Here is a 14679-nt window from a genome sequence, read left to right on the forward strand (position 1 = left end):
GTTAGGAAAAGCAATCTTTAGTTAGTGGGTGGTCTGCCACCCCGACAGACCACTTATTAAATATATTCCCTTTATCTAACAACCCAAATAAAAACTAGCTGTCTCCCCGACAGCGAGTTTTTATTTATTATATTTCAGAAGCTGCTGGCTTGTTGGTATTGCCAGATTTCTTGCTTTCCGCAATGTTACGCATGGTTACCCACAATGGGCTTGCGATGAAGATTGAGGAATAACAGCCGCTGAAGAAGCCGCACAGCAGTGCAAAGGCGAAATCCTTGGTGGTGTCGCCACCGAACCAGTACAGTGCAAAGGTCGTAAACAAACAGGTAAATACAGTGTACAGGGAACGGGTCAAGGTCTGGTAAATACTCCGATTTGCCAGCTCAAATAAGTCACCGCCACGACGGAAATGGAGCTTCAAATTCTCCCTGATACGGTCGAAAATTACGATGGTATCATTAATGGAATAACCTACGATAGTCAGGATTGCAGCCACAAAAGAGCTGTCCACCTGCTTCTGGGTAAATGAGAAGATACTCAGTACAATGAGAATATCATGCACCAGGGCAAGTACCGCAGATACACCGAAACGCCACTCAAAGCGGTAAGAAACATACATAATGATCAGTACCCAAGAAATCAGGGTTGCCATCACAGCATCCATGATGAGTTCGCCACCGATGGTAGCACCTACCTTTTCCTCACGAAGAACAGTGTAGTCACCCACATCCTCCTTTAAGGTTGCCATAACAGCCTTACGATCATTTTCCTCCAAATCAATGGTACGAATCATAACATCCTTGGAGGCCTCCACGTTGGTAACATCACCAGAGAGCTGAATTGTAGCATTGTCCAGATTGTACTTTCTCAGTGAATCACGAATTTCCGGAAGAGTAACTTCCTTTTCAAAACGCATATCAATGATGGTACCACCAGTAAAATCAATACCAAAGTTAAAGCCATTGGTAAACATACTGAAAATACCAGGAATAATTATGAGCAGGGAAATGGCGAACCAAATCTTGGAACGGCGCATGATATCAAATGGAATCTTCACCTGCTGTTCAACAGTCTTCTTAGCCAAGCTTGGTCACCTCCTCCTTCTCCTTTGCCACATTGGTCAATCCATAACCATAAATGGCAGGATTCTTAAAGAGCTGTGCTGCGATCAGATTCTTACACATAAACTGGGTAAGGGTAATAGCTGTAAACATGGACAGCACAACACCAAGGCCAAGGGTAATTGCAAAGCCCTTGATACTGCCTGTACCAAAGCAGAACAGCACTGCAGAGGCGATGATAGTAGTAATATTGGAGTCGAAAATTGTGGTAAAGGCACGCTCAAAGCCTGCATCCATAGCAAGTCGCATGGTTTTACCCACACGGAATTCTTCCTTGAAATGCTCAAATATAAGCACGTTGGCATCTACCGCCATACCAATTGACAGGATAATACCAGCTACACCTGGAAGTGTAAGGGTTGCATCCAGCATCTTCAAGCTAAAGAGCAAAATAATTACATAGGCCATCAGAGCTATATCCGCAATAAGACCTGGCAAACGATAGAACAAAATCATAAAGAGAACTACGGCACCGAGGCCAATAGCAAAGGCATAAACGGATTTATCCTTGGAGTCCTGACCAAGGGAAGGACCTACAGTACGGGTTTCAATGATATTAACCTTTACCGGCAGAGAACCACTTCTCAGGAGAATTGCCAGATTGTGGGCCTCCTCCAGGGTCTTGTTACCAGTAATAACAGCCTTGCCACCCATAATAGGCTCGTTTACACGTGGATTTGTAAGTACCTCGCCATCCAAAAGAATAGCAATGTTGCGGCCCACATTTTTAGTGGTCAAATCAGCGAATTTCTCGCCACCCTCAGGGCTGAATTCCAGCTCAACCAAGTTCTGCCCCTGCTGGTCAGTCTGCTCACGGGCATCCTTCAGATCAGTACCAGTAAGAACTGTCTCACCCTTGTCATTCTTGAATTCCAGCATTGCGGTCTTACCAATAACCTGAATTGCCTTATCAGGATCCTTGATACCAGGCAGCTCAATGATAATACGGCGCTCACCCTGGCGCTGTACTATAGGCTCTGCCAAGCCCAACTCATTAACTCGTTTTTCCATGATTCGTACTACACGATCCATGGCGTCACCATTTACAGGTGCTTCCGGGGTGTCTTCAGCTTCCAGAACTACGTGGGTACCACCCTGCAGGTCAAGTCCCTGTCTGATGGACTTCGCCAAAGGACCAACGAAGGTGAAGAACACACCAACGATGATAACAATAGCAGCCAGAAGCTTTAATAAACTATCCTTTCTCAACTACTTTATCCTTCTTTCGAATTATTTATTTGGAACATTTTATAATTCCATTATGTGTAAGAAGATAATCTACAGGAATATCATGATCCATAACCTTAATTTCATCCATAAGCTGACAATCATAGGCCACAGCCACCAATGCAGCATTTCGAACCTTCTTAAGGAATATGTCATAAAATCCACCGCCAAGACCAAGACGATGGCCCTCTTTGTCAAAGGCCGCTCCGGGAACCACCACAAAGTCAATTTCCACAGGATTCACTTCGTGATAATTATCCCCGCTTACAGAAGGAATATCCCAATAACCAGGCTTCAGCTCATCTAGGCTGTTCAATTCGGCAGCTGTCATAATGCGTGACTTTGGCTCCGCAATATATGGAACACAGAGCTTCTTCCTATCTGCCAGCACCTGGTTCAATATCTCCCTGGTCTGCACTTCATCTTCCACTGAAACATAACAAAAAACACAGGAGGCTTTTTTATACAGCTCAAAATCCCTAAGCTGCTTAAATATCCCATGGCTTTCAGCCACCCGCTTTTCCGGGCGCATGGCCCGTCTTTTAATAAGAGCAGTTTTCCTGAGCTCTTTTTTCAAAAGATTAAGGTCATTCTCCATTATTCCTTATCCTTGGTATCCTGCACAGCTGTATCTTCCACAGCATCCCCATTCTCTTTGGCAGCAGTGCCGGACATAAGCTCCTTACGCTCCTCCTCACTGCTTACAATGGCTGTGGCAATCATGGACTTGGCTACTTCAATAACCACACCCTCAGCAACCTCCAGCATGATGGTGGCCTCCTTGACCATATCCACCCTGCCATAGATGCCGCCACGGGTCACCACTCTGGTTCCGCGCTTCAGCTTTGACACCATATCCTGCTGTTTTTCCTGCTGCTTCTTCTGAGGACGATAAAGCAGTACATAAAACAGGATAACCATCAAAATGACCGGTGCTGCTCCACCCAGTCCGAAGAAATCTTCCCCCATTATATTACCCCCTTAATCTGCTCTTTTGGCAGAATAATTAGTTGCAGCTATGGGACTTAGCCCCATAGTTATAATTGTTGAGGAAGTCACGGCGGAATTCACCAAATCTTTCCTCAATAATTGACTGGCGCATCTCATGCATGAATCTCTGTAAGAACCGCAGATTATGCAATGAAAGAAGTCTAAGGCCGAATATCTCATTGGCCCGAACCAAATGACGGATGTATGCACGGCTAAAGTTACGGCAGGCATAGCAGTCACAGCCCTCCTCAAGAGGTCTGAAATCACTGGTAAATTCTGCATTTTTCATTACCAATCTGCCATTCCAGGTCATAGCAGTACCATTTCTTGCCACACGGGTCGGGAATACACAGTCAAACATATCAATACCGTGCATAACTCCCTCCACCAAGCAATCAGGAGTACCAACACCCATAAGGTACCTTGGCTTATCCTTTGGTAGCTGTTCCACCGTATGGTCCAGCATCTCATACATGAGCTCCTTTGGCTCACCAACACTAAGACCACCTACAGCATAGCCTGGGAAATCCATCTCCACCAGCTCATTGACGCTACGGGTACGAAGGTCCTTGTACATACCACCCTGAACGATACCAAATAATCCCTGGTGCTCACTGGTCATGACCTCTTTGCACCGCTGTGCCCAACGGGTCGTACGGGCCGTGGATGCCTTTGCATATTCATAATCAGCCGGATAAGGTATACATTCATCAAAGGCCATAACGATATCAGAGCCCAAATCCATCTGAACCTTCATGGAAACCTCAGGAGACAGGAACTTCTTGGAGCCATCAATGTGGGACCGGAAGGTTACCCCCTCCTCGGTAATCTTACGCAAATCACCAAGACTGAACACCTGAAATCCACCACTATCCGTAAGAATCGCACCATCCCAGTTCATGAATTTATGAAGACCACCAGCCTCCCGGACCAGGTCAGAGCCTGGACGCAAAAACAGATGGTAGGTATTGCTGAGAATGATCCCAGCCCCCATGTCATGAAGCTCCTCAGGAGAAACTCCCTTTACCGATGCCTGGGTACCCACCGGCATAAATATCGGCGTAGGAAAGCTGCCATGTGGTGTATGAATAATACCTGCACGAGCCCCGGTAACCGGATCCTGCTTTATTAATTCGTAAGTTATAGCTGGCAAGTAATCGCCTCGCTTTCATTAGTTTTTAAGTGGGCATTTTTACACACCCTAACTGAAATATCATAACATAAAAAGCCTGTTCTTTCAACAATGGTCAAAAGAACAGGCCCTATTTCGCCTACCCTATACCTTATACTTACTTTGAAATTTCTGCCAGTTCCTCTTCTGTATATCTCCCAGATGCTTTGATATCCGCTCCACCGTAGTCCTGTGGATTTTTATACACAACAGCCACAATCAAGGCAAATCGTTCAGAAATTACCAATTTCTTAAAATATCCCCACAGCATGCGCCGTAATTCATACTCGATAGATTGCCGAGTTCGTTCTGTCAAAAGGCGTACAAAACTAAAAATTCTTTTCGCTTTACTCTAGCCTATTCTCATCCCAAATTTTTTTGCATCTCGTTTCTTCGCTTTTGTCAGTTTCAAATGCACCGGAGAGAAAGCCAATCGTTGGCTTTTCCCCGGTGCCAAATGTATCATGCTTTGTAAACCAGTTCCCCGTCTACGAAGGTGGCAAGGCACTTCGCATTCTCGATATCCGCAAAATCATCCTTCATGAAGTCATGATTGAATACGGTTATATTGGCGAGTTTACCGGTTTCAAGAGATCCCATACGATTTTCTTCATGCCACATATGAGCCACGTTGATGGTGATGGCTTTTAAAGCATCTTTACGGCTCAGGCACTGGTCTGCATGACGTATTCTTTCCTTCCCGTGGGAGGGCAAATAACCGATGACGCCGCAACAAAAAGTTATGGGCGCACTAAATTGCGGTGATACCGGGTAATCTGAATGGGAGGCCAGCACACCACCGTAGTCAATGATGGATTTGATAGGATAGGCGCGTTCGGCCTTTTCTTTTCCGACAAATGCGACTTCCTGTTCAAAGATGGACGGCTCTTTTTCTACCCACATCATACCGGCAACAGCCATAATATTGTAGTCAGCAATTCGCTTTACATCCTCCTTACGGACAATATGCAGATGTGCGAGGGCATTTCGCATATCAAAATTGCCCGTTGCTTCCTCTGCCTCCGCAAAGGCATCTATCCATGCTTTGGTAGAGGCATCGCCAATGGAATGAACATGCACGTTCATATCATGCTTTGCCGCAGCCTTGGTGAGACGCACCATTTTTTCATGGTCGGCAAAACGTGTCACTCCCTTGTAGCCGGGCTGATCTGCATAATCATCCAGCAGCCAAGCGGTATGCGCCTCCACTACGCCGTCGCAGAAAACCTTGGCGCCGATGAGATGATAATGCTTGCTGTTATGCGCCTCCGCTTCTGCGGCAATCCTATCCATGTCCGCCTCCGGCGTATCCGTATTGTCCGCAACATACCAACCGGAATAGTTATAATGTTTGAGTTTGCCCTCCGCTTCCAGCGCATAATACGCCAAAGGCTCCGCCTTGGACAAAAGATCAACGCCGGCGTTGTATGTTCCGGTATATCCGTTGGAAAGAGCATACTCCTGCCATGCCAGTAGCGCCTTCTTCATTTCGTCAAGAGGAATTTTAATTTGAGCGCGAACATGGAAGGTGGGAGCCTCCGAGATAATGCCGGTTGGATTGCCGTTTGCGTCCACGTGTACGCAGTCCGTTCCCCATTTTGCCACGGCCTCCCGATTGATCCCATATTCATTCATAGCCTTCGTGTTCATCCACATGGAGTGTTTGTCATAGCTTTCTACAACAACGTTTTTGTCGGAGCAGATCGCATCCAACATAGTGGCAGTCGGAAGATCACCGCTTGTGGAAAATCCCTCCCCGCCGATAACATTTTTTTGCGGATTGTCGGCAATGTATGTCTTTAAGGCATTGAGCCAACTGTCCACATTGGCAAAAGGATCCAGCATTACTTTACCCGTCATATTATATCCCCCGGCTCCCGGGTGACAGTGAGCCTCCAGAAAACCAGGATAAACGGAATTTTTCCCAAAATCCTGGATTATCGTGTGGCTGTCGCAAAGCTTTTTGGCAATATCGGCCTCTCCCACATATAGAATCGTATCTCCCTTTACGGCAACCGCCTCTGCATAGGGCTTGTACTCGTCCATGGTGATGACGTTGCCCAGAATCAAGAGATCCGCCTTGCCGCCCTTGGAAGAGCCTGCAGCCTTCAACGTGTTATTGGCGCGGGAGCCATGGGCGGGCTTCGGCTCTTCTGCAGCTGCCAGCGCCGTTCCTCCCGGCAGTGCTGTTGCCGCGTATGCCATTGCTCCCATTCCTGCCAGTCGCAAAAAGTCTCGCCGATTAATGTCCAGACTGCCCTTTTCATTTTTCTTTTTTTCCATGATGAGTCCCCTTTCCGAAGATTGAAATATACCATCTTGTCATTATTACCGGCCTGCCTTGTAGGCGGCAATGCGCTTGGCTACATTGTCCTTGATGTTGTTGTAATAGAAGGTATAATCATTGTCGTGGAAGCTGGCCGGCCCAAAGAAATCTGTCATAGGCACCGGGTCAGCCTTAGCGTTGGTCACAATCACCCCACGGGCCAAATTTATCTTGGCGTCAGCTCCAATATCGCCAATCTTTCCCATGCCGGTTTTCTCATCACCTACGAGGGAACCCAAGTTTTCACTCGCTGGGGCATATGTTTCGTCGAGCTTCCAGTTCAGCGGATTGATACTGATTGCGCCTGGCATCACCACAACGTTTTTGGCGTTTTCCTCCACATTCTGCTTGCCCTCAGTGTTCCAACTGATGATGACGCCTGTATCCCTCTCGTCGGTGGCAAACTTCAGATGAGGATTAGCTGCAAGATAATCTTTCGTAACTGAAAAACCAATGGCATAGGCAGCCACCATACGTTTGTAGTAATCAGGATGCTCCTTGAAGTATTTCTTCAATACGAGCAGCATCATGGACGAGCCCTGGCTATGTCCAGCGATAATGAAGGGACGTCCCTCGTTGTAGTTTTCAAAGTAGTAGTCAAGAGCGGCGGTAATATCTTCATAGGGAATACCCAAAAGTGCTGCCTCGATGGTTCCGGTCTTAGCAGCGACTTCACCGGCATACCGCATACCGGCCTGGCGGTAGTACGGGGCAAACACGTTGGTAGAGTCCTCATATACGGTGGCGTGCGCCACATATTCACTCTGCGCCAACTCCACCATCTCGGAATTGTCGAGGGTCGCATAATCGGGAGCGCCCTCTTCGAAGCTGGACTCAAGATACGATGTCGAATAAATGTAGAACGTGTCAACTCCCTTGGAAATAATATTAGGCAGTTTGCACCAGCTGGCTCTTTGGGAATAGTCGATAGGAGCCTTATCGCTTGTCTTCCCATTTTTCTGGTAGGCTGCAATGCGCTATGCCACGTTATCCTTGATGTTGTTGTAATAGAATATGTAGTCGCCATTGTGGAAGCTCTGGGGGCCGAAAATACCAGTGGCCTCCATGGGTTCAAATGGGGTATTGGTTACGACTACGCCACGGTCGGGATCCACCTGTGCATCTGCGCCCAAGTCCCCAATTTTGTCTTCGCTGGAGTTCTCACCAGGTACGAGAGAGCCAAGGTTTTCACTGGCCGGTGCATACGTACCATCGAGCTTCCAGTTAATGGGGTTAATGCTAATCGCATTTGGCAGCACTACAGGGTTCGGTGCGTTTTCCTTCACGTTTTTTGGACCCTCGGTGTTCCAGCTTATGATGACACCTGTGTCCCCTTCGCCAGTCGCAAACTTCAGATGCTGGTTAGCTTTGAGGTCATCTTTTGTGATGGAATAGCCAATGGCATAAGCTGCTACCATGCGATTATAATACTCGGGGTGTTCCTTGAAGTAATTCATCAGTACAAGGCTTGTGATGGCCGATCCCTGGCTGTGTCCCGCAATGATAAACGGACGGCCATTGTTATAGTTTTCGAAGTAGTAATCCAGAGCAGCGGTTATATCGTTATATGGCGTGCTATCTTTCAGCGCATTGCGAGCGTCGCCGGTCTTATACCTTGCATTTAGCTGCGTCCGCAGACTGGCTTGCCGGTAGTATGGCATGAACACGTTAGTAGCCTCTTCGTATGCGCTTGCCATAAACCTGTGATCCATGTTCTTAACGCCGTCCCGCATTTCGGGATTATCAAGCGGAGCATAATCAGGATCGCTTTCGTTCATGCCTATATACTCCGTTGGGTAAATAAAGAAGGTGTCGACATCCTTGGTGATATTCGGAATCTGGTACCAATTGGCCTTTTGGGAATAATCGATAGCATCCCCTGCGGCTGCCGCTGGTGCAACAGTGCATACCGCCAGCCCAAAGACCATAGCACTAATCATAATGGTTAATGCCAAAAATTTCTTCATCTCGTCTCCCCCTCTTTCCTCGGTTAAAAAGTTTGACTCGGCTACAGTGTACTGCACAGCATCCTCGAAATCCTTCCAATCTCGGGCAAAAGCGGTGTCGATATCCTTTTCCGTCAAGGAAAGAATATGAATCTTTTTCCGGAAGCTCTCATACTTTTCTCTGACAAGGTTACCCAAGAAGCTCCAGGCATATGTCGATGTGAGGATATAGGCGACAACTCGCCAAAATCACATATTTCCCATGTACTGTACCCTTTCGACATCCCTTTGATGATTCCTGCAACTCTCGAAAAAAATAATTTTTCAGCTAATAATAAAAACTTAAAAATATGGTATTTACCAACGAACAAAAAAGCAGCCGGTCGGCTTTTTTGTATTTTTATTTTTTGACCTATTGACTTTTTGACTATTACGAGTATAATAATCATCAAGGAAGGGGAAATGAAGCAAAAGCCCCTACCTCATTGAAACCAAATATCTAAATGAAAGGGGATCGTTATTATGTTTGGCTTAGTTCCATTTGCTATGAGAAAGGATTTGGCAAGAGAGGAAGACGGTTTCGATCGCCTGTTCAACTGGATGAATCAACCACTTTCCAGCTTCTTCATCGATACAGGTTTTACCAGCAAATCCTTCAGTGTTGATGTGAAAGACAACGGTGACAGTTATGAGTTAAAAGCTGAATTGCCTGGCTTTACCAAGGAAGATGTTCATCTTTCTTATAAAGACCACTATCTGTCCATCTCAGCCCAGAAAGAGGAATCAAAGGATGAAAAGGACAAAGACGGCAATTACATTCGCCGGGAGCGTTACAGTGGCAGTATGAGCCGTTCCTTCTACATCGACAATATCGATGAGAATAAGTGCAACGCAGAGTTTAAGGATGGTATCCTGACCATCAACATGCCAAAGCTGACTGTTTCCCAGGAAGAGATTGTGCATGAAATTCCCATACGATAATTTATACTCCTAAGTAGCAGATAAAAAGATACACTCCAAATAAAAACGGACCTCCACTTATTAAGCGGAGGCCTATTTTTTCATGTGTCTTTATATGGCGTAACCATCACCATGGCAATAGACAAAAATACCGGTATGATACTTATAAGAAGTGCAGTCTCCAGACCGATGTAATCCCCCAGCACAGCAGTTACTGCCGCCCCTATACTGCCAATACCGTAGCAAAGGCCCATCATCATGCCGCTGGCAACGCCGATAAACTGCGGCATCAGATGTCCAGTCCATACTATGGAGCTTGGCTGAGGTGCCATCAAAAGGGCTCCCGCCAAAAACAGGGCAATAATCGCTACCATACTGTCATTTGGCATCAAAAAGAAATATATAACAGGCGCCAGTGAAAATATTAACGAATAGGCCATTACCTTTTTATGATTGGTTCTGTCCCCTATCTCACCGCCAAATAAGCCTCCAAGGGCCGAACCCACCAGAAAAACTCCCAAAAGGGTACCTGACATGACTGGAGATATTCCCTTGCTTTGCATCAGAAGAGGCAGAAATGTAACTACACATACATGAGTCCAGCACCTAAACCCCATAGCCAAATTCAAACGCACCACATCTATATTCCGCAGTATGCTCTTAAAATCATTTTCCACCGCTTCATCAGATGGCTTTTGGCTCTTTGATGGCAGATTCCACAAATTAGTAAAAACGTATGCCGCCGCCAGCAAAATACCAGGAATAATCAACACAGGCAAACTCTCCAAAGGATAGTGATCCAAAAAGGCTACCACCAGCACAGGAGCCAGGGCAAAGCCAATATTTCCACCGGCTACATAAAAGGACACTGACCTACCAAGGTTCATCTTACTGCTTACCTGACGAAGCAGAGATGTTCCTAAAGGATGATAGGCAGACACCGCCACTCCCAACAGGGCACACAATAAAAACAATACAGACTTGTTGGGCGCATAGCCAACGATACACATAAACACCCCTGCCAAAGGCACGGCATATACCATGGTTTTACTAAAATTATGCTTATCAAACAGATAGCCGAATATGGGCTGGAGTAAATTGGCCGTTATGGACAGCACCATCACCAAAAGTCCGCACATGGTAAGGGACATATCCATCCGCACCATGATTATTGGCAAAAGCACCGGGAGAAAATTATTGTAGAAATCAACCATAAAATGACCCCCGGCCAGAAGAAATACCCCCGCCTTAGGTCCACATTTTATATCGCCCATAATAATAACCTCAACTTTCTAGTTATCCGATGCTTATCTGGTTTTAACACAATCATCCCCAAGAATTTCCTTGAGAAGAGAAATAGCTTCCTCTGAACCATCAATCCACATGGCCCGCTCTGTCTTAATGACCTTTTTGCGGTCTGAATAATAAATATATACAATATGCTCCCCCTGATGAGTGGTCAGCACATCCTTTACTGCCTTAAACACTGCCTCATTTTCGTGGGCTGCACTAATGGCAATGTATATGTCCGGCTTATAATCCTTCAGCAGGCAAACCCGGTCTGCCAACACCTTAATTCCATCATCAGTAAAGTTTACCTTGCCGGCAACCATAACAGCAGAATCAGGCTCCAAAGCATTGACACATTGATAGAACACCTTTGGGAATACTACCACTTCAATGGAATGGGAGAAATCCTCCACCTCTGCAAAGCACATGGTATCCCCCTTTTTCGTGGCAATACGCTTGGCACTTACCACCATTCCACCCAGCTTCACCGTTTTGCCGTCTCTAACCTTCCCGGCCAAAATATCACTTATACCGGTGAAACCATTAAGAATATCAGAATATTCATCCAGTGGATGCCCTGTAATATAAAAGCCGGTGATTTCCTTTTCCCACATGAGCATTATGCTGCGGTCCACCTCAGGAATATCTGGTAGCTTGACCTCAGCAACGTCATTTAACACCTCATCATCAAAGAGTCCCATCTGGCCGGTAGCCTTGTCCTTTTGTGACACAGCTGCCGCATCAACAGTTTTGGACAACACCTCCAAAAGCTGCGAACGTCTTGCGCCAATAGAATCAAAAGCACCACACTTAATAAGGCTCTCAATAACCCGCTTATTAATTGTACGCATATCAATACGGCTGCAAAAATCCATCAATGACGTAAACGGACCACTACTACGTTCCGCTTCCAGATTAATCAGAGCTGCATCGCCCACATTTTTAACTGCAGCCAGGCCAAAGCGAATAGCATTACCATCAACACTGAAATTTACCGAGCTGGCATTTATATCAGGTGGCAGTACAGCAATACCCATACGTCGGCACTGCTCAATATATATGCTTACCTTGTCGGTGGTATCCATAACGCTGGTAAGCATTGCCGCCATGAATTCCTCAGGATAATTGGCCTTCAAATAAGCGGTCTGCCAAGCCACATAGGCATAGGCCGCACTATGGGACTTATTGAAGCCATAGTCTGCAAAGTGAGTCAATAAATCAAATATCTTATTGGCCAAATCAGCGTCTATACCATTGTTTTCACAGCCCTTAAGGAAATTTTCCTTTTGCGCCATCAAAATAGCCGCTTTTTTCTTACCCATGGCACGGCGAAGAAGGTCAGCCTGTCCTAAAGTAAATCCAGCCAGCACCTGTACTATCTGCATTACCTGCTCCTGATAGAGAACCACGCCAAAGGTCTCCTTGAGAATCGGCTCCAGGAGAGGGTGCATATATTTAACTTCTTTGGTACCATGACGTCCGGCAATAAAATCATCCACCATGCCACTTCCCAAAGGACCAGGACGATAAAGAGCCACCAACGGAATAAGGTCTGTGAAGCCCTCCGGCTTAAGCTCCTTAATAATATTGGTCATGCCGCTGGATTCCATCTGGAACACGGCCCCTGTAAAGCCCTTGCAGAGCATCTCCGAGGTTTTTTTGTCAACCAGAAGAATGTTTCTAAGATCCACATCCAATCCCCGATTTTTCTTTATATTTTTAATGGCATCATCAAGAACCGTAAGGGTACGAAGACCAAGGAAATCCATTTTCAGAAGTCCCAGCTCCTCCACATGATCCTTGTCATACTGAGTTACCAATGTACCGTCTGTCATCATTACAGGCAAATAGTCAGTAAGAGGATTACGGGCAATCACAATACCCGCCGCATGGGTTGATGAATGTCTTGGAAGGCCCTCAACTCCCATGGCAAAATCCAGCAGGCGATGAATCTCCTCAGACTCATCATACAACGCCTTCAGCTCTTTGGTGCTATCCAAAGCCTTTTGAATAGTTATACCAAGCTCCGATGGTATCAGCCTGGTTATTTTATTAACCTCACTAAAGGACATATTAAGGGCCCTGCCAACATCCTTTATAGCGCCCTTTGCCGCCAAGGTACCAAAGGTAACAATCTGAGCCACATGGTCCTCACCATAGCGGCGTTTAACGTATTCAATAACCTCCTCACGGCGCACATAACAAAAGTCCACGTCTATATCAGGCATGGTTACGCGTTCAGGATTGAGGAAGCGCTCAAAGAGCAGAGAGTATTTTAATGGGTCAATATCCGTAATACCAAGCAAATAGGCTACTATACTGCCTGCCGCCGAACCACGTCCAGGACCTACCGGAATATTTTCGCTTCGTGCATAATTTATAAAATCCCATACAATAAGGAAATAGCTGTCAAAGCCCATGGTATGGATTACTCCCAACTCATACTCCAGACGCTCGCGGACTTCCTTGTTTTCCTCAGGATAATGGGATGGAAGGTTATCTTCACACAGCTTTCTCAGATATTGCTCATCCGTCATGCCCTCTGGCAGTGGGAACAACGGCAAATGACGGCTATCAAAATCAAAATCCACATGACAGCGTTCTGCTATCTTCACTGTATTGGCAAGAGCCTCAGGGTACTCAGGGAAAAGCTGGGCCATTTCATCAGGGCTCTTAAGATAGAACTCCTGACCAAAAAACTTCATGCGGCTGGGATCATCCACGGTTTTGCTCATCTGAATACAGAGAAGAATATCGTGGAACTCACTGGCCTCACGGGTCAGATAATGGGCATCATTTGTAGCCACCAAACCGATATTGTACTTTTGGGCAAGCTCAATAAGTCCCTTATTGGCCTTAACCTCCTGCTCCATGCCGTGGTACTGAATTTCAATAAAGAAATTATCACGGCCAAAAATCTCCAGATAATCCTGCAAGGACTTTTCCGCCCTGTCCATATCGCCACGGAGAATCCAGGAAGGAATTTCCCCCGCAATGCAGGCGCTAAGGCAAATAATTCCCTCATGATACTGACGCAGTAGCTCTTTGTCTATACGGGGCTTGTAATACATGCCCTCAATATTGGCCTTGGAAACCAGCTGCACCAGATTCTTGTAGCCAGTTTCATTTTCAGCCAGCAAAATAAGGTGATAGTACTTAGTACCATCCACCTCAAAATTCTCCCGACGATCCCGGGGAGCCATATAAACCTCGCAGCCAATAACGGGATTTATCCCCTCAGCCTTGGCAGCCTTATAAAAATCGATAACACCGAACATATTGCCATGGTCAGTAATGGCCAGGTGCTTCATTCCCAGCTCCTTGGCCCGCTTCACCAATGGCTTTATTCTATTGGCACCATCCAGCAAGCTGTACTCCGTATGTACGTGCAAATGGGCAAATGGTATATTATTATCAAGCATACTTTCTTCCACGCTTAATCCTCCACACTTTTACTTATCTTTTAATTATAACCTAATTGTTCAAATTTTTCCTTATGTAAGGAAAAATATTCCCAGTTCCCTAGTCCAAAAGTAATACATTTACTATTAATTTTATAGTAACAAAAGGCATGTGCGAAATATTGCACATGCCCAAGTTTATGAGATATCCTCCACATACTGCCCATCGTGATATACAATGGCCTGT

Annotated in this window: 11 protein-coding genes; 1 reads left to right on the top strand and 10 read right to left on the bottom strand. The window is 46.0% G+C overall.

Annotated elements, in window-relative coordinates:
- Positions 1 to 127 precede the first annotated feature (127 nt).
- The 8 genes from secF to ACKI5G_RS07550 all read right to left on the bottom strand — a co-directional run bounded on the left by secF (position 128) and on the right by ACKI5G_RS07550 (position 8802).
- On the bottom strand, positions 128 to 1051 hold the full coding sequence (gene secF / locus ACKI5G_RS07515; RefSeq protein ID WP_407399132.1) for a protein translocase subunit SecF: 924 nt from the start codon (positions 1049 to 1051) through the stop codon (positions 128 to 130).
- A gap of 25 nt (positions 1052 to 1076) precedes the next feature.
- On the bottom strand, positions 1077 to 2330 hold the full coding sequence (secD, locus tag ACKI5G_RS07520; protein WP_027396076.1) for a protein translocase subunit SecD: 1254 nt from the start codon (positions 2328 to 2330) through the stop codon (positions 1077 to 1079).
- Between the two features lie 25 nt (positions 2331 to 2355).
- Positions 2356 to 2946, bottom strand: a complete 591-nt coding sequence (locus tag ACKI5G_RS07525) for a 5-formyltetrahydrofolate cyclo-ligase (protein WP_407399118.1) — start codon at positions 2944 to 2946, stop codon at positions 2356 to 2358.
- Positions 2946 to 3317, bottom strand: a complete 372-nt coding sequence (yajC, locus tag ACKI5G_RS07530) for a preprotein translocase subunit YajC (protein ID WP_407399120.1) — start codon at positions 3315 to 3317, stop codon at positions 2946 to 2948. The genes ACKI5G_RS07525 and yajC overlap by 1 nt, the downstream gene beginning before the upstream one ends.
- A gap of 37 nt (positions 3318 to 3354) precedes the next feature.
- Entirely contained in the window at positions 3355 to 4491 is a 1137-nt protein-coding gene (gene tgt, locus ACKI5G_RS07535) for a tRNA guanosine(34) transglycosylase Tgt (protein WP_407399122.1), read from the bottom strand.
- A gap of 480 nt (positions 4492 to 4971) precedes the next feature.
- A complete protein-coding gene (locus tag ACKI5G_RS07540; RefSeq protein WP_407399124.1) occupies positions 4972 to 6792 on the bottom strand; it encodes an amidohydrolase in 1821 nt (606 codons plus the stop codon).
- Between the two features lie 45 nt (positions 6793 to 6837).
- Positions 6838 to 7809, bottom strand: coding sequence for a DUF3089 domain-containing protein (locus ACKI5G_RS07545; protein ID WP_407399134.1), 972 nt, complete (start codon positions 7807 to 7809; stop codon positions 6838 to 6840).
- 3 nt (positions 7810 to 7812) lie between these two features.
- The gene (locus ACKI5G_RS07550; RefSeq protein ID WP_407399126.1) at positions 7813 to 8802 is read right to left on the bottom strand and encodes a DUF3089 domain-containing protein; all 990 of its coding nucleotides are present in this window, start codon (positions 8800 to 8802) and stop codon (positions 7813 to 7815) included.
- A 501-nt stretch (positions 8803 to 9303) separates the two neighbouring features.
- Here ACKI5G_RS07550 and ACKI5G_RS07555 point away from each other — a divergent pair.
- Entirely contained in the window at positions 9304 to 9762 is a 459-nt protein-coding gene (locus ACKI5G_RS07555; protein ID WP_407399128.1) for an Hsp20/alpha crystallin family protein, read from the top strand.
- Between the two features lie 80 nt (positions 9763 to 9842).
- Here the strand turns inward: ACKI5G_RS07555 and ACKI5G_RS07560 are convergent, their stop codons facing one another.
- Together ACKI5G_RS07560 and ACKI5G_RS07565 are read right to left on the bottom strand one after the other, a co-directional pair.
- Positions 9843 to 11015: an MFS transporter gene (locus ACKI5G_RS07560; protein WP_407399130.1), complete on the bottom strand. Its 1173-nt coding sequence runs from the start codon at positions 11013 to 11015 to the stop codon at positions 9843 to 9845.
- A 33-nt stretch (positions 11016 to 11048) separates the two neighbouring features.
- Positions 11049 to 14453: a DNA polymerase III subunit alpha gene (locus ACKI5G_RS07565; RefSeq protein WP_407399136.1), complete on the bottom strand. Its 3405-nt coding sequence runs from the start codon at positions 14451 to 14453 to the stop codon at positions 11049 to 11051.
- Between the last annotated feature and the right edge of the window lie 226 nt (positions 14454 to 14679).

Origin of the sequence: Anaerovibrio sp. (assembly GCF_045637405.1) — a bacterium.
In the GTDB taxonomy this organism is placed as follows: domain Bacteria; phylum Bacillota; class Negativicutes; order Selenomonadales; family Selenomonadaceae; genus Anaerovibrio.